The following is a 19,746-nucleotide window of genomic DNA, read 5'->3' as shown; positions in this document are numbered from 1 at the left end:
GTCATTCTGGCGATATTCTATTTACAGTCGTACATTGAATCATAAAACTCTGTCAACCACTGCTGTCTGCGAGTTCAAGGTCAAAGCAGGCAGGCAGGCGTACCGGAGGTTGGGTAGCGCGAAATGATATTTGGAACTTTGCAAACGTTTTTGGCTTTTGTCATAACGTTAGGAATTCTTGTCAGTATCCATGAGTTTGGCCACTTCTGGGTGGCCCGTCGTTGTGGTGTCAAGGTTCTTCGCTTTTCCGTAGGTTTTGGTAAGCCGCTCTGGAAGCGAACTGATCGTCAGGGGACTGAATACGTAATTGCAGCCATCCCCCTTGGCGGTTATGTCAAGATGCTGGATGAGCGGGAGGGGCCTGTACCTGAATCGGAAAGAGCCTTCGCTTTTAACAACAAGCCTGTCCTGTCCCGGATAGCGATTGTGGCTGCGGGTCCGATCGCTAATTTCCTGCTGGCAATAGCGGCACTGTGGTTAATGTATGTTTTGGGTGTAAAGACTGTGCTGCCGCAGGTTGAAAAAGTATTGCCTGATTCTCCTGCTGCAATAGCCGGTATTCAGCCCGGTGATGAGATTTTAAGAATTGACTCAACAGATACACCCGGATGGCAACAGGTGAATATGGAGCTTTTGTCGTTTATTGGCGACAATCGCTCTGTTGAAATCGTGGTCAGGCCCGGAATCCCTGGTCAAAAGCCTGAAGGCACTGAAGTCATCAGGCAGGTGCCCCTGCATAACTGGCTGGTAGGTCAGGAGGATCTGAATCCCGTCAGGGCACTGGGGATTGTACCTTACTCACCACAACTACCTGCTGTTATCGGTCAGGTTGTTCCGGGCGGTGCTGCTGAGCAGGCAGGCCTCCAGCCCGGAGATAAAATTCTTAAAACCAATGGTGAGCCTGTACAGGATTGGCTGGCATGGGTTAACCTGATTCGTAGTCACTCTGGTAAAACACTGCAGTTAGACGTTGAGCGTAACGGCAGTCTCCAAAGTCTTACCATTACGCCTGGTGAGAAAGAGGTGGAAGGTCAATCTGTGGGTTATATTGGTGCTGGTGTTCAGTCGGTCTCCTGGCCTGACGATATGGTCAGGACCTTGCAGTTTAACCCGCTCTCCGCAGTGCCCAAAGCTATTCAGGCAACGTCAGCTTTGACAGGAATGACGCTTGAGTCGCTGTGGAAGATGGTTGTCGGGCTGGTTTCGGTAAAAAACTTGAGCGGCCCTATTACCATTGCTAAAGTGGCTGGCGCGTCCCTGCAATCAGGACTGGAGAATTTTCTCTATTTCTTGTCCATGTTGAGTGTCAGCCTTGGGGTTTTGAATTTACTGCCCATTCCTGTACTGGATGGAGGACACCTGTTGTTTTATCTGGTGGAGTGGGTCAGAGGGAAACCTCTGTCTGAAAAGGCTCAGATGGTTGGGTTGAAAATTGGGGTGACTCTGGTGGTCAGTGTAATGATGCTGGCTCTTTATAATGACATAAGCCGGCTTTTCTGATGCGACTACCCAGAGTGAAAAATGAACACGGACTAAGAACGGATTCCATGAAGCGATCACTGTTGTCTCTGCTGATTGGCTCGATGGCCTATGCGTCAGGCGCTAATGCTTTTGTAGTGTCTGATATCCGGATTGATGGCCTTCAGAGGGTTTCAGCCGGTACAGTATTTAATGCATTGCCCATAGAGGTTGGGGATGATATTGAATCTGTGCAGATTTCCAGTGCAGCTAAATCTCTGTTCCGCACGGGGTATTTCAAAGATATTCAAATGGCCAGAGACGGTGATATTCTGGTCATTTCGGTTATTGAGCGACCTTCAATCAGTGAAATTGTAATTAAGGGTAACAAAGCCATCAAAACGGATGATCTCAAGCAGGGGCTGAGTAAGTCAGGTCTGGCTGAAGGTGAGATTTTTCAGCAGGCTACCCTGGAGGCTATTCGACTTGAACTGGAGCGTCAATATGTTGCTCAGGGTCGTTATGGAGCCAGTATTACCGCTGATGTTGAAGCTCAGCCCCGTAACCGGGTCAAGCTGACTATCAATGTCAAAGAAGGCAAGGTAGCGACCATCCGACATATCAATGTCGTTGGTAATACGGTTTTCCCTCAGGAAGATGTACTGGGTTTGTTTGAACTCAAAGAGTCGCACTGGCTCTCGTTCTTTGGCTCCAGTGATAAGTATTCCCGGGAAAAACTCTCGGGTGATCTGGAGCGTCTGCGCTCTTACTATCTGGATCGAGGCTACATCAACTTTAATATTCGCTCCACTCAGGTTTCGATTAGTCCTGACAAACAGAGTGTTTTTATCACTGTTAATATTGATGAAGGTGATAAATACTCAATCAGTGATGTCAAGCTGGCGGGCGACTTGATTATCTCTGAAGAAGAGGCCAAAAGTTTGTTGCTGGCCAGACCGGAACAAGTGTTTTCCCGTCGGGTGATTACGACGACAGAAGAAATTCTGAGCAGGCGCCTGGGTAATGAAGGTTATACCTTTGCCAATGTGACAGGTATACCGACTCCGGATCACGAAAAGAAAACCGTTTCCCTGACATTTTTTGTTGATCCTGGTAAACGTGCTTATGTTCGCAGGATCAACTTCACCGGGAATACCAAAACCGAAGATGAAGTTCTGCGTCGTGAGATGCGCCAGATGGAGGGTGCTTCTGCGAACACTCAGAAGATTGAGCAATCCAAGGTGCGTCTGGAACGTCTGGGTTTCTTTAAGTCAGTCAATGTTGAAACACCACCGGTTCCCGGAACCAGTGACCTGATTGACGTGAACTACACCGTTGAAGAGCAGCCTTCGGGCAGTATATCAGCCAGTGTGGGTTTCTCTCAGTCTGACGGCCTGCTTTTGGGCGGCTCTATCAGTCAGAACAATTTCCTGGGGACCGGTAACAAGGTGTCTGTAGGTCTGAACAAAAGTGATGTCAGTCAGCTCTATAACTTCAGCTTTACTGATCCGTATTTCACCGTTGATGGTGTCAGCCGTGGTTTCAACTTGTATCACCGTTCTTATGATTACAGTGATACTGATATCTCGAACTATGCTGCAGATACAACCGGTGCCAATGTTAACTTTGGTTACCCGATTTCGGAAACTCAGACAATCAGTATGGGATTGGGTATTGACGATACCAGTATTACAACGGGTTCAGAAACGCCGGATTATATTCTCAATTATCTGAAGGAGAATGGTGATAGTTTCACAAACGTCAAGACAACGCTGAGTTGGTCCGAAAATGAATTGAATCGGGGCTTGCTGCCGACACGGGGTTACTCTCAAAGTGCATCGGCGCAGGTGACTATTCCGGGGTCGGATGTCAGCTTTTACAAGCTGGTTTATCGTGGCCAGTACTTCTATCCGTTTACCGACTCGCTGACAGGGCGCGTCTCTACCAGAATCGGTTATATCGGTGCCTATGGTGATACCACCGACATACCTTTCTTCGAGCATTTCTATGCGGGTGGCTTTGGCTCTGTTCGTGGCTATAAAGATAACTCCCTGGGTCCTAAGGCCAAAGAGCGGACAGACAATGATTACAACGCCATTGGTGGTGATTTTGTCTTCGAGGGTACCGCTGAAGTGCTCTTCCCTCTGCCTTTTGTGAAAGATCAGCGTTCGCTCAGAACCAGTCTGTTCTTTGATTACGGTAATGTCTTTGATACCAATTGTCCCAGCGGTGATATCAAGGATTGCTCGAAGCCTGATTTTGGTTCGCTTCGTTACAGTGTGGGCGTGGGCCTGACCTGGATTACTCCACTCGGACCGCTGACCTTTAGTCTGGCCAAAGCACTTAATCCCGAGGGAGAGGACGAGACTCAGGTGTTTGCGTTCTCCCTGGGTACGCCTTTCTAAAACCTCTCGTGATTTTATTGAGGGCTGCTTCTGGCATTAGCAGCTCTCAATAAGATTTTCAGAAGCCAATACAATCATACAGGTTGAGCGAGTGTTTCCTCAGCAGTTTTCGGCTCTGATTTCCACTTGATTATTCCTGCGATTCGATAATACCGAAGGATGGTTTTATATATGATGAATGCCCACTTTTTTTGCCAGGAGAAAGAATCAGTTTTTACTGATTCTATACAAGCAGAGCAGTATAAATAGATGCGATATAATACCATTTCATTATAATTAGTGCGTTCTCGCATGTGGCTTTAGGAAAGCTTTGAAGCTGTTTCAGAATTTATCAGGTGATTGTTTCAGGCTTTAGAGAGTTTCTGGTATACAAAGGTATACTCTGTTTTGGACTTTGCGTTTTTATTCAGGAGAAAGAACTTGAAATCGATCAAATTGGCGTTTGTTGCTCTGCTGCTGTTATCTCCATTGGCTCAGGCACAAAAAATCGCTGTTGTGGATTCTGAGATGGCTGTTCTGGAGTCAGACGCTGCCAAAAAATATGCCAAAGAAGCTGAAAAGATGTTTGCTCCTAAAATCAAACAGCTCAAAGCACTGCAGGAAGAAATCAGAGTAATGGAGCAAAAGCTGCAGAAAGATGGTCCTACTTTAACCGAGGGTCAGCGTGAGAATCGTCAGGTCCAGATCAAGCGTAAGTTTGAAGATCTGCAACTGCAAGATCGACAGCTGCGAAGCGAAAAAGCCCGTTCTGACCAGACCGAACTGGGTAAGCTGAGACCGAAGCTTGATAAAGCGATTGAGGAAGTGTCTAAAGAGCAGGACTATGATCTGGTTCTGGAGCGTGGTGCTACGCGTTTCGTTAAGCCTGGTTTTGATATCACCCGTAAGGTGATTGAGCGCATGAATAAGTTGAAGTAATTCATGAAACAGTCTTTTTCCTTTACCTTGTCTGAGCTGGCTGACAGAGTGGCTGCTGAACTCAAGGGTGATGGTGAGGAGTGTATCTCTGGCCTGAATACCCTTCAGGATGCTGTTGCTGGTGAGCTGGCCTTTTTAGCGAATCCCGCCTACGCTCGCTACCTGGAGACTACAGGGGCCAGTGCCGTTATTCTGGCACCCGCTCAGGCTGAAGCCTGGGCCGGGAATGCATTGATTCTGGATAATCCTTATCTGGGGTATGCTTCTCTTTCTCATCTGTTTGATACTGATAAGGGGTTGCCTGAAGGTATCCATTCCTCCGCAGTTATTGCTTCAGACGCCGCGATTCATCCAACGGCCGCAATAGGCCCAAAAGTAGTGATTGAGTCCGGAGTTCAGATCTCTGAGGGTGTTCGAATTGATGCCGGTGCTGTGATTGGTCATGACACTGTGATCGGTAAGAACAGTCATATTTGTCGAAATGTTTCAGTCTGTCACGGTGTCTTTATTGGTGAGCGCAGTATTATTCATGCTAATGCTGTTATCGGGGCCGATGGCTTTGGCAACGCCCGATTGGACGGGCAGTGGCATAAAATAGCCCAGATCGGTGGAGTAGTTATCGGTAACAATGTAGAGATTGGTTCCTGCACCTGTATTGATCGAGGCGCATTGGGGGACACGGTGATACACGACGGAGTCAGAATCGACAATCTTGTGCAGATCGCTCATAACGTGATAATAGGAAAGCACACTGCTATTGCTGCCAATGTCGGTATTTCCGGTAGTACCAGGGTTGGTGAATATTGCACCATTGCTGGTGCTTCGGGTCTTGCGGGTCATATCACCATTGCTGATCATGTTCATCTCTCTGGAATGGCAATGGTTACCAAATCCATATCCCGTTCTGGTGCCTATGCATCCGGGACAGGCATCATGGATGCGGGGGAGTGGAGAAAGAACGCGGTCCGCTTCAGGAGACTTGATGATATGGCCAAACGACTTAAACGGTGCGAGCGCCGACTCGAAGAATGAAACCCGTTTGATGTGCCGCACGTTCGGTATCTATCAGCAAGAGGCTGGTTTATCAGTCTCTTGCTGTATTTCCTGATCATCCTGTCATGCCCAGTGATCAGGTTTTGCTGAGGGCTTAATTTCTGGCCATGAAAAGAAATGTCTGGAAGTTCTCCTGTCAGGGGGAGGTTGATGGTAAGATAGCCCGCTGTGCTGAAATAACCTGTGCAAGAAAGGAACTATAGTCTTGATTGATTCCCGTTCCAGCCAAGAATCAAATGCTGTTCTGGATGAATTGATCCATCCGACAGCCATTATTGATCCGCGTGCTGCTTTGGCACCGGACGTAAAGGTCGGACCCTATGCCATTGTTGGTGCAAACGTTGAAATTGACTCTGGAACAGAAATTCATGCCCATGCTGTTGTCAAGGGGCACACCAAAATAGGCAGAAATAACCGCATTTTCCAGTTCGCCAGTGTTGGTGAAGATTGTCAGGACCTGAAGTACGCAGGCGAAACGACCTGGCTTGAAATGGGTGACAATAATGTGATCCGTGAGGGTTGTACTATTCATCGGGGGACTTCCCAGGATAATTCGATTACCCGCATTGGCAGCAATAACTTGTTGATGGCCTACGTTCATGTGGCCCATGACTGCATCGTTGGTAATAACATTATCCTGGCCAATAACGCTACGCTGGCCGGTCATGTCAGGATTGGTGATGGGGTCATCCTGGGAGGGTTCACCACCGTGCATCAGTTTTGTGTTATTGGTGATTTCAGTATGAGTGCTGCTCATACAGCTCTCTTCAAGGATGTTCCTGCATTCGTGATGGTCAGTGGTAACCCGGCCAAGGCTCACGGCATGAATTTTGAGGGGATGAGGCGTCGTGGTTACAGTTCGGAACTGATCCGTGAATTGCGTCAATGTTACAAGTTGATCTACCGGCAGGGTCTGCGGACTAATGAGGCACTGGACAGGCTTGAATCCATGAAAAAACAGCCCCAAATCCAGTTGCTTATTGACTCTTTGAAAGCGTCAACCCGAGGTATCACGCGCTGATTTTCGAAGTCAGTCTTTCCCTGCCAGCCACATATTTTTCACGGTAAATAGGAATGTCCAGAACACTGTCATTTGCTCTGGTGGCCGGGGAGGCCTCGGGTGATCTGCTGGGAGCAGCGCTGATCAGAAAGATCAAATGCCATCACCCCGATGCCCGATGCTATGGGATTGGTGGTCCAATGATGATCGCTGAAGGGTTTGAGAGTCTTTTCCCCATGGAGAGGCTTTCAGTAATGGGGCTTGTTGAGGTGCTGGGGCGGCTGAGAGAGCTATTAGGGATTCGCAAGCAGCTGAAAGAAACTTTCATGGCAGAAAAACCAGACGTTTTTATCGGGATTGATGCGCCTGACTTTAACTTGGCTTTGGAAAAGTACCTTAAATCCAATGAGATACCTACCGTTCATTATGTAAGTCCTCAGGTTTGGGCATGGCGAGAAGGCCGATTGAAGAAAATTCGGTGTGCCGTTGATCATATGCTCGCGCTTCTCCCGTTTGAGGCAGATTACTATCAGGGGCATGGGGTTCCGGTCACTTTTGTTGGTCATCCGCTGGCCGATCAAGTGGCCTGGGAGCCGGACGCGGTTGCAGCTCGGCGCTCACTGGGAGTGGATGAAGAAGGGCTTGTGGTCGCCTTATTGCCGGGCAGTCGAAAAGCTGAAGTATCCCGTTTGGGGGAGCTTTTTTTAAACACTGCGCGCCTGCTAAAGAAAGACCATCCCGATATTCGGTTCGTCATTCCCTGTGCCAATGAAAAGAGAAAGTTGCAGTTGCTACCCATGCTGGAAGATTTTCCAGATCTGAATGTCACGGTTGCCGTCGGTAAAACTTCTGAGATGATGGCGGCAGCCAATGCGATTTTGATCGCTTCAGGAACGGCTACTCTGGAGGCAGCTTTACATAAGAGGCCTATGGTGATCAGCTATCGGATGGCGTCACTGAGTTTTGCGATTCTCAGCCGTTTGGTAAAAGTTGAACATGTTGGCCTGCCGAATTTGTTGGCGAGCGAGCCCTGTGTACCTGAGCTGCTGCAAGACGATGCGACCTCTGAAAAGCTTCATGAAGCCATGGCCAGGGCATTAGACGATCAGGAGTGGCGAAGTCATCTGGTTCAGGAATTTACAGCGATTCATAAAACCCTCAAACGTGATGCCAGTGCTCTGGCCTATGATGCGGTGATGTCGGTAGTAGGAAAATACGATGCAACAAAATGAGCTGGGTTTTTTTGCTGTCCCCGAGACCGTTACACAGGTTTGTGGTGTCGACGAGGTGGGTCGGGGCCCACTCTGCGGTCCGGTGGTGACCGCCGCTGTCATTCTGGACCCTGATAATCCCATAGCCGGGCTTAATGATTCCAAGAAACTGTCTGAAAAGAAACGTGATGCGCTCTTTGAAGAAATCAAAGAGAAAGCACTGGCCTGGTCCATCGGCAGGGCTGAAGTTCATGAGATCGATGAACTGAATATTCTTCATGCCACTATGCTGGCCATGCAGAGAGCGGTTGCAGGCCTTTCAGTGAAGCCGGAACTGGCCCTGATCGATGGTAATCGTTGTCCTGATCTGCCCTGTCCTGCTGAGGCTGTGGTGAAAGGTGATGGTTCTGTTCCGGAGATTGGGGCAGCTTCTATTCTGGCAAAAGTAACACGTGATCGTGAAATGGTTGAGTTGGAAAAGCACTATCCCGGTTACGGGATTGCCGGTCACAAAGGTTATCCAACCAGAGTTCATATGGATGCCCTGAAAAAGCTTGGGGCGACGCCTATCCATCGTCGTTCGTTCAAGCCTGTCCGTGATGCATTGGAGGCATCGGGGTTATAACGAGCTGGCAGTTAACATGGCTCCGTTGTTAGAATTAAAAATCACCATCAATCGGTCTACCTTCTCTCATGCCTGCACGTTTCATACATCTGAGACTTCATACAGAATTTTCCCTGAGCGATGGCCTGGTTCGCATCAAGCCACTGATTAAGGCAGCGGGAGAGCTGGGTTTTCCTGCGGTGGCCGTTACTGATCAGTCGAACCTTTGCTCGCTGGTAAAGTTTTATAACAGTGCCCAGGGGGCGGGTATTAAACCGATCAGTGGCGCTGACTTATGGGTTACGCATTCTGATCCGGCTCTTGAGCCTGTGAGACTTGTATTGCTTTCTATGAATGAGAAGGGCTATAGAAACCTCACAGAGCTGATTTCCCGGTCCTTTCTGGAGAATCAGCAGCATGGCAAAGCCATTGTCAAAAGAGAATGGATTCAGGAAAAATCTGAAGGCCTGATAGCGCTATCAGGTGCCAGAGAAGGGGATGTAGGTCAGGCCATTCTTAATGGCAATGAAGCGCTGGCGGGTGAGCTTTTGACTGAATGGATGGAAGCTTTTCCGGGGCGTTACTATCTTGAGCTGCACAGAACATCCCGAGCGGGTGATGAGGATTGCCTGCATGGCTCCGTCGCGCTGGCTGAAAAATACGATTGCCCGGTAGTGGCCACCAACGATGTCATGTTCATCAATAAAGAAGACTTCGAAGCCCACGAAGCCCGGGTGTGTATCGGTGAAAGTTCAACCCTGGACGACCCGCGCAGGGTCAAAAGATACAGCGAAGAGCAGTATCTGAAAACGGAAGAAGAGATGTGTGAACTCTTCTCCGATATCCCTGAAGCGCTTGAAAATTCAGTGGAAATTGCCCGGCGCTGCTCGGTTTATGTGCATCTGGGCGAGTACTTTCTGCCAGAATTTCCCATCCCTGAGGGGATGACGATGGATGCCTTTTTCAGGAAGTTTTCCCATGATGGTTTGACTGAACGTTTGCAAACTATTCTGGACCCTGCTGATTCTGACTATGTCAGTAAAGAAAAAGTGTATCGGGATCGTCTCGATTTCGAACTGGATATTATTCTCCAGATGGGATTTCCGGGCTATTTCCTGATCGTAATGGATTTTATCCAGTGGTCTAAAAGTAACGGCATACCGGTCGGGCCGGGGCGTGGTTCCGGTGCTGGTTCACTGGTGGCCTACGCGCAAAAAATTACCGACCTTGACCCTATTCAGTATGACCTGCTGTTCGAGCGATTCCTGAATCCGGAGCGGGTGTCCATGCCTGACTTTGATGTCGACTTCTGTATGGATGGCAGAGACAGGGTGATTGACTATGTCGCCAGAACCTATGGTCGTGATGCGGTCTCCCAGATCATTACTTTCGGTACCATGGCTGCTAAGGCGGTGGTCAGGGATGTAGCCAGGGTCCAGGGCAAGTCCTACGGTCTTGCAGACCGGCTCTCGAAAATGATTCCCTTCGAGATCGGTATGACTCTCGGTAAAGCTTACGAGCAGGAAGCTACTATCAGGGATTTTCTTGATATCGATGAAGATGGCAAGGAAATCTGGGATATGGCGCTCAAACTTGAAGGGGTTACCCGCAATGTCGGTAAGCACGCTGGCGGTGTCGTCATAGCACCGACCAAACTGACCGATTTTGCACCGCTTTACTGTGATGAAGCCGGTGGCGGTGTTGTTACCCAGTTTGATAAAAATGATGTTGAGTCTGCCGGTCTGGTGAAGTTTGACTTTCTGGGGCTGAGAACTCTGACCATCATTGACTGGGCGTTGAAAATGATCAACCCCCGCCGCCAGCAACGTGGCGAGGATGAGCTTGACATCATGATGATCGATCTGGAGGACAAGTTCTCCTACGACATGCTCAAGCGGGCTGAGACCACTGCGGTTTTCCAGCTTGAGTCCCGGGGCATGAAGGATCTGATCAAGCGTCTTCAGCCCGATTGTTTTGAGGATATCATCGCTCTCGTGGCCCTTTTTCGCCCGGGGCCTCTGCAATCGGGCATGGTAGATAACTTCATTAATCGTAAGCATGGCCGGGAAGAGTTGTCCTATCCGGATGCTCAATATCAGCACGAGTGGCTTCAGCCGATTCTGCAGCCTACCTATGGCATCATCCTGTATCAGGAGCAGGTCATGCAGATCGCTCAGGTGCTGGCAGGTTATACCCTGGGTGGTGCGGATATGCTTCGTCGAGCCATGGGTAAGAAAAAACCCGAAGAGATGGCCAAGCAGAGAGCAGTCTTTGAAGAAGGGGCTATCAAACAGGGGATTGATGGCGAGCTGGCGATGAAAATCTTCGACCTTGTGGAGAAATTTGCCGGTTACGGCTTTAACAAATCTCACTCGGCTGCCTATGCCCTGGTCTCTTATCAGACGCTTTGGCTGAAAGCCCATTACCCGGCAGAATTTATGGCGGCGGTCATGAGTTCCGATATGCAGAATACCGACAAGGTTGTGACGTTTATTGAAGAGTGTCGGGAAATGGAACTTACGCTGCTGCCACCGGATGTAAACAGTGGTGACTATATGTTTGGCGTGAATGACGACGGGCATATTGTTTATGGTCTGGGTGCCATCAAGGGCGTTGGTGAGGGGCCTATCGAATCCATTGTTGAAGCCAGAAACTCAGGCGGTCCATTCAAGGACCTCTTTGATTTTTGTGAACGTGTTGATGCCAAGAGTATCAATAAACGGGTTCTGGAGGCTTTGATTCGTTCCGGTGCCCTTGATCTGCTGGGGCCTGCACCGGGTAAAAAGGCCCGATACAATTTTAACCGCGCGGTGTTGGAGTCCAGCCAATCTGAAGCCATGAAAGCGGCAGACCAGGCCGCCAAGAGTTTTGACTCTGGCCATGGTGATCTGTTCGGTGCACTGGTGCCCGCCGGTGAAGAGGATGTCTACGATAAGTACGGCAATGTCGAAGAGTGGGCCGATAAAGTTCGGCTGAGTGGCGAAAAAGACACTCTGGGTCTGTACCTGACTGGTCATCCCATTGATGAATATGAGCAGGAGATCAAACACTTTATTCGCAACCGTATCCGGGACCTTCAGCCAGCCAGAGGCGAAAGTCAAAACATAGCAGGCCTGGTGGTGGCCATGAGGACCATGAATAACAAACGCGGCGACAAAATGTGTTTTGTGACATTGGATGATCGTACTGGCCGAATCGAAGTATCGATCTTTGCCGATGTTTTTGAGCAGTGTCAGGCGCTCATCAAGATGGATACGGTGATTGTCTTTGAAGGGGAGGTCAGCTTTGATGATTACTCTGGTAGCCTCAAGGTCAGAGCCAAGAAAGCTCTCAACCTGATTGATGCCCGAAGTTACTATGCCCGCAGGCTGCTGGTGGATTTAAGCAGTGGGCAGGTGGACAATGCGTTTCATGCCAAAATGTCCGGCTTGCTCGGACAGCATCCGGGTCAGCTCCCGGTGCAGGTCAACTACACCCGTGACGATGCTTCGGCCAGTATCCAGCTGGGCGAAAAATGGAATGTTAGTCCCAGTGATGACCTAGTGATGGGTTTAAGGCAATGGCTGGGCAAAGAGTCCGCCAAAGTAGAGTATCAGTAACAGACGCTTACTCTTATTAACTCGACATATTGATCGCTTTTACGTATTTTTCAGCTGATGCGGAACTCTTGAAGTGGAATCTATGAACCCGAATTATCTGGATTTTGAACAGCCGATTGCTGAGTTGGAAGCCAAGATCGAAGAGCTAAGACTGGTTGGCACCGATGCCGAACTGAACATTACTGATGAAGTCAGCCGCCTGCAAGAAAAGTGCAAGACCCTGACTGAGCAGATTTTTTCTGATCTGTCTGCCTGGCAGGTAGTTCAGCTTTCAAGACATCCGCGTCGTCCTTACACTCTGGATTATATTCAACATCTCTTTACCGAGTTTGATGAGCTGCATGGTGATCGTCACTTTGCAGATGATCCTTCAATTATCGGTGGCATTGCCCGATTCAATGGTCGTCCGGTGATGGTCATGGGTCATCAGAAAGGCCGTGAAATCAAGGACAAAGTGCTTCGTAATTTTGGTATGCCCAAGCCCGAAGGCTACCGGAAGGCCTGTCGGCTCATGGAGATGGCCGAGCGCTTCAAAATGCCCATCATGACTTTTATCGACACGCCGGGTGCTTATCCGGGAATTGGCGCGGAAGAGCGTGGACAGAGTGAGGCCATTGCCTACAATCTGGCCGTTATGTCTCGCCTGAAAGTGCCCATTATCTCTACTGTTATCGGAGAGGGGGGCTCCGGTGGCGCGCTGGCTATTGGTGTCTGTGACCAGCTGCTGATGTTGCAGAACTCCATCTACTCGGTGATCTCTCCGGAGGGCTGTGCATCGATTCTCTGGAAAAAGTCTGAATATGCTTCCACAGCCGCAGAAGCCATGGGTGTAACTGCATCCCGGCTGATGGAGTTGGGGCTCATTGATCGTCTGGTCATGGAGCCTCTGGGTGGTGCTCACAGTCAGCCAGAAATGATGGCTTCTACACTGGGTGTTGCCCTGGAGGAGGAACTCCGGAAGCTGGAGACAATGGCTGCTGATGAATTGGTAGAAAGTCGTTACCAGCGCATCAGGGATTACGGCGCTGTCTGATGGCGGATCAGCCTTTCGAAAAGAATCGACGATTGAAAAAGTCTTTCATTTCATCCAGTGACGAAAGATTTTTCTCCTTAACAGAGCATCTTTCTGAGCAAATCAGAGGCATTGCAGGGAAGCCAGTTTTAGTGGCGTTTAGCGGTGGATTGGATTCTACCGTTCTTCTTCATTTATCGCTGTCTCTTCGTGAACAGGGGAAGATTAAGTCTCTCTCGGCAGTTCATATTCATCACGGGCTCAGTGAGAACGCCGACTCATGGGCAGAGCATTGCCTGTCCCTTTGTGAACAATGGCAGGTTCCTCTGGAGGTGGTCAAAGTTGCTATTGAGTCATCCTCGGATATTGAACGACAGGGCCGTGAAGCACGCTATGCCGTTTTTGAAGACCGTCTGCCTGATGGTGGTTGTCTGTTGATGGGTCATCATCAGGATGATCAGGCGGAAACAGTGCTTTTTCGATTGCTGCGAGGCAGCGGGTTGGATGGTGTGGCCGGTATGCCCGTTTCAAGAGGGTTAGGTGGTGGAGTCTTGCTAAGACCTCTGCTTAATGTTTCCAGGCAAGCCATTGAAAACTATGCGAAAAATTATGGTTTGGTGTTTGTCGAAGATGAATCCAACCAGGATCAGAGGTTTCGGCGTAATTTCCTGAGGCAAAATCTGATGCCGCAGATTGAGGCCGTCTGGCCAGGTGTTGCAGCACGGCTGGCACAGTTTTCCGAGGATGTTTCTGAACTAAATCAGATGCTCCTTGAGCAAACAGAGCACTATGCCCGGCCGATTATTCAAGCACCGCCATCCCGACTTTGGGGTGAACGCAGCGTTTTAGATCTGGAGGCGCTCAAGCTTATTAATGGTCTTGCAGCCCGGAGAGTGGTTCGCTATTGGCTGGCCTCTCATCAGGTCCAAATGCCAGACAGAATCCGACTGAACGCTCTGTTCACAGATTTGATTGAAGCGGCAGAGGATGCTGAGCCTGTTGTCTTAATAGGTGCTTTTCAGTTACGCCGCTTTGCAGGAAAGCTGGTGCTGCTTCGTAAACCTGAGCCTATTGAGAGAGAAGGTTTTGACTGGCAGTGGCGTGCGGAGCAAGTCATCAAGCTGCCTTTTTCGGGGGGGCGTTTAGCGCTGGAAGAGGGAGGGGATGTCCGGCTCCCGGAAACGGCATTGCGTATATTGTTTCGTTCTGAGCTGCCTGCGGGGCTAAAAGTCGCTGTGAAAGGTCGTGACGGCCGTAAGACGATCAAACGTTGGTTGCAGGACTACAAAGTTCCCCCCTGGGTCAGGGAGTCTGTTCCATTTGTTTTTCATGGGGATCAGCTGGTGGCGTTACCAGGGGTTTTTGTCACAGACACGTACGCCTGTGAGCCCGGTGCTGGCAGACGCCTGTCCTGGTGTCCCGATGACTGAGTCTGTACGGCAGGACTTAAACCAAACTTTCTACGCATTTTCTCAGTATGTGTTTTACGTTTAGCAGTGATTTTGGTATCCTGATCTCCCATCTTGAGTATTCATTTTTTTCCCGCATTTAAGAGTCAGCAGATAACAATGACGCGTTATATTTTCGTCACGGGTGGTGTTGTTTCCTCATTGGGCAAAGGCATCGCTTCAGCTTCCCTCGCAGCTATCCTTGAGGCACGCGGTCTTAAGGTGACGATGCTCAAACTGGATCCTTATATCAACGTTGATCCTGGCACCATGAGCCCGTTCCAACATGGTGAAGTGTTTGTTACTGAAGATGGTGCGGAGACCGACCTCGACCTGGGCCATTATGAGCGTTTTGTGCGCACCACCATGAAGCAGGGCAACAACTTTACCACGGGTCGAGTCTATCAGGACGTTCTTCGTAAAGAACGTCGTGGTGATTATCTGGGCGGTACGGTTCAGGTTATTCCCCACATTACCGATGAAATCAAACGTCGCGTTGTTCAGGGGGCTGGTGACGCAGATATAGCTATGGTTGAAATTGGTGGTACTGTGGGTGACATTGAGTCTCAGCCATTCCTGGAAGCGATTCGCCAGTTGAAAGTTGAGCTGGGTTCTTCCCGTGCTTTGCTGATGCACCTGACCCTGGTGCCCTTTATCAAGACTGCGGGCGAAACCAAGACCAAGCCTACCCAGCACTCTGTTAAAGAGCTACGATCCATTGGTCTTCAGCCAGACATTCTGGTTTGCCGAAGCGAACAGTTTATTGAAGCCTCTGCCCGTCGCAAGATCTCCCTGTTTACTAACGTTGAAGAGCGTGCGGTTATCTCTCTGGAAGATGCAGATACTATCTACCGCATTCCCCAGATGCTCCATGAGCAGGGACTGGACCAGATTGTTGTCGACAAGTTTGGTTTGGATGCTCCGGCTGCAGATTTGTCTGAGTGGGCAGATGTTGTGGATCGTGACACCCACCCGCAAAAGGAAGTGACTATTGCCATGGTGGGCAAATATATGGAGCTTCTGGATGCTTATAAATCCCTGATTGAAGCAGTTCGCCATGCCGGATTGAAAACCCGTACCAAGATCAATATCCGTTATGTTGATTCCGAACTGCTTGAGCAGGAGGGACTGAGTCGTCTGGAAGGTGTCAGTGCGATTCTGGTGCCTGGTGGATTTGGACATCGCGGTGTGGAAGGCAAGGTTCAGGCGGTTCGTCATGCTCGTGAGAACAAGATTCCCTATTTGGGTATCTGTCTGGGTATGCAGGTCGCTGTTATTGAATACGCTCGTAACAAGGCAGGTCTGGAAGGAGCCAACAGCTCAGAGTTTGATCAAAACTCCGAGCATCCGGTGATAGGTCTGATTACTGAGTGGTTGGCTTCCGATGGTGCTTTAGAAACTCGCACCGAAGCGTCCGATCTGGGGGGAACTATGAGGTTGGGGGCCCAGAAGTGTAACCTCATCTCTGGTACACAGGCTCACTCTGCTTACGCTAAAGACATTATTATTGAGCGGCACCGTCATCGTTATGAGGTCAATAACAATTACCTCGAAACGCTCCAGGATGCTGGTCTGGTTATTTCCGGGCGCTCTGAAGACAATGCTCTGGTTGAAATGGTAGAAGTCAAGGAGCACCCCTGGTTTGTGGCCTGCCAGTTTCATCCCGAGTTTACTTCTACGCCGAGGGATGGGCATCCGCTCTTCAAGTCATTCATTGAAGCGGCTTTAAACTATCAGGCTAAACAGGATTAAGGGCGCGTATGTCTGAACAGAAAGCAGTCTCTGTAGGCTCTCTTCAGGTAGCTAACGACAAGCCGTTCGTGCTGTTTGGTGGCATGAATGTGCTCGAGTCTCGTGACATGGCTATGAAAATAGCAGAGCACTATGTTGCTGTTACAGAGAAGCTGGGTATTCCTTATATTTTCAAGGCTTCCTTTGACAAGGCGAACCGTTCTTCCATCCACTCTTATCGTGGGCCGGGCATGGAAGAAGGTCTGAAGATCTTTCAGGAGCTGAAGGAGACGTTCGGAATGCCGTTGATCACCGATGTTCATGAAGTTTATCAGTGCCAACCGGTAGCTGAAGTGGTTGATGTTATTCAGTTGCCAGCTTTTCTGGCGCGTCAAACCGATCTCGTGTTTGCCATGGCCAAAACCGGTGCTGTGATCAACATCAAGAAGCCTCAGTTTCTGAGTCCTTCGCAGATGGGTAATATTGTCGACAAGTTTGCTGAGGCGGGCAATGAGCAGGTTATTCTCTGTGAACGTGGATCTTCTTATGGTTACGACAACCTGGTGGTTGATATGCTGGGCTTTCGTACCATGAAAGAGGTGAGTGGCCAGTCTCCCGTTATTTTTGATGCAACACATGCACTACAGTGCAGAGATCCAATGGGAGCGGCTTCCGGCGGTCGTCGTCATCAGGTGACTGAGCTGTCTCTGGCCGGTATGTCGACCCGTTTGGCAGGTCTTTTCCTGGAAGCCCATCCTGATCCGGATGCAGCTCGTTGTGATGGTCCCTCAGCGCTGCGTCTCTCTCAGTTGGAAGGCTTTCTGGTACAGGTGAAGGCTATTGACGATCTTGTTAAGTCAATGCCCGAGCTGGATACCCATTGAGTGTTCCGTTCGATGTAAGAAAACCGCCGAATTCCGGCGGTTTTTTTTGTCAAAAATAATCTCTTTGATGGCGGCAAAGGGTTCTGTCTTTAAGAGGCTGGGGTTCGTTTTTTTATCAAGCTTCATTCGCTCATTGTTATCCGTTTTTCATCACTGTGATATCAAGGGCTTCCATTGAATTCAAGTTTAATCTTTGCGCTTTCGGTGTTGCTGTGTGCAATAGTTGATAACCCGCCGGGAGTTGGTATAGTGTCCGCACTGCAGCGTCTGGGAAGCTAAAAACAGTCCAATTGGATAATGGCACTGGAAAATTGAATCAGTATTATTATCTAATCGGGCTGAGATGGTTGGGTTGGGAAGATCTGGATCTCAGACTTCATCGGTCTACAGTAAGATTCCTCACTGCCCGGTCAGGTCAGGTATATTTCCCTTCATAGACATGGTGTTGTGAAAAGTATTTTTGTCTTTCTGTGCAACAAGAGTGAAGCAACGTACTTTTCATCGTCTATCGGCATTTGTGTAGAGAGAAAGCTATTATGGCAAAAATTGTTGAAATCAAAGGCCGCGAAATCATGGATTCTCGCGGTAACCCAACCGTAGAAGCCGATGTCATTCTGGAATCGGGTGCCATGGGGCGTGCTGCTGCACCATCCGGAGCCTCTACCGGTTCCCGTGAAGCTCTGGAGCTGCGTGATGGAGACAAATCTCGCTACCTGGGTAAGGGGGTCCTGAAGGCTGTGGGCAACATCAATGGACCTATCCGTGAAGCTCTGCTGGGGCGTGATGCCACTGATCAGTGTGGACTGGATGCGGCCATGATTGAGCTGGATGGTACCGAGAACAAGAGTGTTCTGGGCGCCAATGCCATTCTTGCAGTATCCCTGGCCGCAGCAAAAGCCGCTGCTGCAGATAAGAAAATACCTCTCTACCAGCATATTGCTGACCTGAACGGCACTTCTGGCCAGTTCATCATGCCGGTTCCTATGATGAACATTCTCAACGGTGGTGAGCACGCTGACAACAACGTCGATATTCAGGAGTTCATGATCCAGCCAGTCGCTGCCAGGACTTTTGCTGAAGGTTTGCGCATGGGTGCTGAGGTATTTCATGCCCTGAAGAAAGTTCTGTCTGCCAAAGGCTTGAATACTGCGGTAGGTGATGAAGGTGGTTTCGCGCCCAATCTCGCTTCTAATGCTGACGCGCTGGCTGTCATTAAAGAAGCAGTTGAAGCAGCTGGCTACAAGCTGGGTACTGATATTACTTTGGCGATGGACTGTGCGGCATCAGAATTCTATGTTGACGGCCAATATAATATGAAGGGTGAAGGCAAAATTTTCTCTTCCAATGAGTTTTCTGACTACCTGGCCAATCTTTGTGAAGAGTACCCGATTATCTCTATCGAGGATGGTCTGGACGAGTCTGATTGGGACGGTTTCAAATATCAGACTGAAATTCTGGGCGACAAGATCCAGATTGTTGGTGATGACCTGTTTGTAACCAATACCAGGATTCTCAAGGAAGGTATTGAGAAAGGTATCGCTAACTCTATCCTGATCAAGTTCAACCAGATCGGTTCCCTGACTGAAACGCTGGAGGCCATCAAGATGGCAAAAGATGCTGGATACACTGCGGTGATCTCTCACCGTTCCGGTGAAACAGAAGACGCTACTATTGCAGATCTGGCTGTGGGAACTGCTGCAGGTCAGATCAAGACCGGTTCTCTGTGCCGTTCTGACCGTATTTCCAAGTACAACCAGCTGCTCCGTATTGAAGAAGAGCTGGGTACAAAAGCTCCATATCGTGGTCTCGCTGAATTCAAGCGTGCCTGACAGGTTGTTTGATTAGCGCGTCAATAAAGGGAGGCTTTTAATGTCTCCCTTTGTTCTGTGTAACGAGCCTTTGCTTTTATTTTTATGATCACTTTTCGGGTATTCTAGTTTTTTCTGTTTTCATCGTGGGCACATTTTACAGGCTTTGATAGACTCAATGGCTGGAAACAATGAGAGATTCAGATGCTAAAGCTGGTGCATACATTACTTCTTCTGGCACTGTTGGTCCTTCAGATTCAACTCTGGACGGGAGAGGGAAGTGTGGCCGAAATGGTAGCGATCAAAAAACAGATTGAGCAGCAGGAGCGGGAAAACGAGCGCTTGTATCGGCGAAACCGCTTGCTCGCTACCGAAGTTATTGAGCTGCAAAACGGTTTGCAAACCCTGGAAGAGCACGCACGTCTTGATTTGGGGATGATCAAGAAAGATGAAACGTTTTATCTGATATATGACTGAGTGTTCCAGCTACTTTAATACTGGCTCAATACCGGGCAAAAAATTCCACAACGCTCATCATTGCAGCTATTTTATAGATCGGGGCAGGTTCCTGATCGGCTATTTAAGTGGCGTTTCAGATTTATAACAGACTGAAAC

General features: G+C 49.2%; 14 protein-coding genes. All 14 read left to right on the top strand.

The features are described from left to right. The first annotated feature begins 123 nt into the window (after positions 1-123). Positions 124-1,500 carry a sigma E protease regulator RseP gene (gene rseP / locus ACO6V5_RS07625; RefSeq protein ID WP_422133631.1) on the top strand — a complete coding sequence of 459 codons (1,377 nt, stop codon included), beginning with the start codon at positions 124-126 and terminating at the stop codon, positions 1,498-1,500. A gap of 47 nt (positions 1,501-1,547) precedes the next feature. Continuing rightward, positions 1,548-3,863, top strand: a complete 2,316-nt coding sequence (bamA, locus tag ACO6V5_RS07620; RefSeq protein WP_422137900.1) for an outer membrane protein assembly factor BamA — start codon at positions 1,548-1,550, stop codon at positions 3,861-3,863. Positions 3,864-4,283: 420 nt separating this feature from the next. After that, positions 4,284-4,781 (top strand): OmpH family outer membrane protein, encoded by a 498-nt coding sequence (locus tag ACO6V5_RS07615; protein WP_422133633.1) that lies wholly within the window; start codon positions 4,284-4,286, stop codon positions 4,779-4,781. A gap of 3 nt (positions 4,782-4,784) precedes the next feature. Next, positions 4,785-5,813: a UDP-3-O-(3-hydroxymyristoyl)glucosamine N-acyltransferase gene (gene lpxD, locus ACO6V5_RS07610; protein ID WP_422133634.1), complete on the top strand. Its 1,029-nt coding sequence runs from the start codon at positions 4,785-4,787 to the stop codon at positions 5,811-5,813. A gap of 274 nt (positions 5,814-6,087) precedes the next feature. Next, the gene (lpxA, locus tag ACO6V5_RS07605) at positions 6,088-6,855 is read left to right on the top strand and encodes an acyl-ACP--UDP-N-acetylglucosamine O-acyltransferase (protein WP_422137103.1); all 768 of its coding nucleotides are present in this window, start codon (positions 6,088-6,090) and stop codon (positions 6,853-6,855) included. A 53-nt stretch (positions 6,856-6,908) separates the two neighbouring features. Continuing rightward, positions 6,909-8,066 (top strand): lipid-A-disaccharide synthase, encoded by a 1,158-nt coding sequence (gene lpxB, locus ACO6V5_RS07600; RefSeq protein WP_422409537.1) that lies wholly within the window; start codon positions 6,909-6,911, stop codon positions 8,064-8,066. Further along, positions 8,053-8,670 carry a ribonuclease HII gene (rnhB, locus tag ACO6V5_RS07595; protein ID WP_422137902.1) on the top strand — a complete coding sequence of 206 codons (618 nt, stop codon included), beginning with the start codon at positions 8,053-8,055 and terminating at the stop codon, positions 8,668-8,670. The genes lpxB and rnhB overlap by 14 nt, the downstream gene beginning before the upstream one ends. A gap of 68 nt (positions 8,671-8,738) precedes the next feature. After that, positions 8,739-12,248: a DNA polymerase III subunit alpha gene (gene dnaE / locus ACO6V5_RS07590; RefSeq protein WP_422409540.1), complete on the top strand. Its 3,510-nt coding sequence runs from the start codon at positions 8,739-8,741 to the stop codon at positions 12,246-12,248. An 82-nt stretch (positions 12,249-12,330) separates the two neighbouring features. Next, positions 12,331-13,281 carry an acetyl-CoA carboxylase carboxyl transferase subunit alpha gene (gene accA / locus ACO6V5_RS07585; protein ID WP_422409542.1) on the top strand — a complete coding sequence of 317 codons (951 nt, stop codon included), beginning with the start codon at positions 12,331-12,333 and terminating at the stop codon, positions 13,279-13,281. A 32-nt stretch (positions 13,282-13,313) separates the two neighbouring features. After that, complete coding sequence (gene tilS / locus ACO6V5_RS07580; RefSeq protein ID WP_422409544.1) at positions 13,314-14,690, top strand: tRNA lysidine(34) synthetase TilS; 1,377 nt, start codon at positions 13,314-13,316, stop codon at positions 14,688-14,690. A 138-nt stretch (positions 14,691-14,828) separates the two neighbouring features. After that, positions 14,829-16,460, top strand: a complete 1,632-nt coding sequence (locus ACO6V5_RS07575) for a CTP synthase (protein WP_422133640.1) — start codon at positions 14,829-14,831, stop codon at positions 16,458-16,460. A gap of 8 nt (positions 16,461-16,468) precedes the next feature. Continuing rightward, complete coding sequence (kdsA, locus tag ACO6V5_RS07570; protein ID WP_422133641.1) at positions 16,469-17,323, top strand: 3-deoxy-8-phosphooctulonate synthase; 855 nt, start codon at positions 16,469-16,471, stop codon at positions 17,321-17,323. A 536-nt stretch (positions 17,324-17,859) separates the two neighbouring features. Next, complete coding sequence (gene eno, locus ACO6V5_RS07565) at positions 17,860-19,152, top strand: phosphopyruvate hydratase (RefSeq protein ID WP_422409546.1); 1,293 nt, start codon at positions 17,860-17,862, stop codon at positions 19,150-19,152. Positions 19,153-19,335: 183 nt separating this feature from the next. After that, the gene (locus ACO6V5_RS07560; protein WP_422133643.1) at positions 19,336-19,608 is read left to right on the top strand and encodes a septum formation initiator family protein; all 273 of its coding nucleotides are present in this window, start codon (positions 19,336-19,338) and stop codon (positions 19,606-19,608) included. Positions 19,609-19,746 lie beyond the last annotated feature (138 nt).

The organism is Endozoicomonas sp. ALD068, assembly GCF_049310145.1.
Lineage (GTDB): Bacteria > Pseudomonadota > Gammaproteobacteria > Pseudomonadales > Endozoicomonadaceae > Endozoicomonas_A.
Note: the sequence above shows the minus strand (reverse complement) of the source record. Positions and strands in the feature narration are given on the sequence as shown.

Excerpts from the sequence above, each read along its gene's own strand:
- lpxD (WP_422133634.1), top strand. The coding sequence starts at position 4,785 with ATGAAACAGTCTTTTTCCTTTACCTTGTCTGAGCTGGCTGACAGAGTG.
- bamA (WP_422137900.1), top strand. The coding sequence starts at position 1,548 with ATGAAGCGATCACTGTTGTCTCTGCTGATTGGCTCGATGGCCTATGCG.
- kdsA (WP_422133641.1), top strand. The coding sequence starts at position 16,469 with ATGTCTGAACAGAAAGCAGTCTCTGTAGGCTCTCTTCAGGTAGCTAAC.
- lpxB (WP_422409537.1), top strand. The coding sequence starts at position 6,909 with ATGTCCAGAACACTGTCATTTGCTCTGGTGGCCGGGGAGGCCTCGGGT.
- ACO6V5_RS07575 (WP_422133640.1), top strand. The coding sequence starts at position 14,829 with ATGACGCGTTATATTTTCGTCACGGGTGGTGTTGTTTCCTCATTGGGC.
- rnhB (WP_422137902.1), top strand. The coding sequence starts at position 8,053 with ATGCAACAAAATGAGCTGGGTTTTTTTGCTGTCCCCGAGACCGTTACA.
- accA (WP_422409542.1), top strand. The coding sequence starts at position 12,331 with ATGAACCCGAATTATCTGGATTTTGAACAGCCGATTGCTGAGTTGGAA.
- rseP (WP_422133631.1), top strand. The coding sequence starts at position 124 with ATGATATTTGGAACTTTGCAAACGTTTTTGGCTTTTGTCATAACGTTA.
- eno (WP_422409546.1), top strand. The coding sequence starts at position 17,860 with ATGGCAAAAATTGTTGAAATCAAAGGCCGCGAAATCATGGATTCTCGC.
- dnaE (WP_422409540.1), top strand. The coding sequence starts at position 8,739 with ATGCCTGCACGTTTCATACATCTGAGACTTCATACAGAATTTTCCCTG.
- ACO6V5_RS07560 (WP_422133643.1), top strand. The coding sequence starts at position 19,336 with ATGCTAAAGCTGGTGCATACATTACTTCTTCTGGCACTGTTGGTCCTT.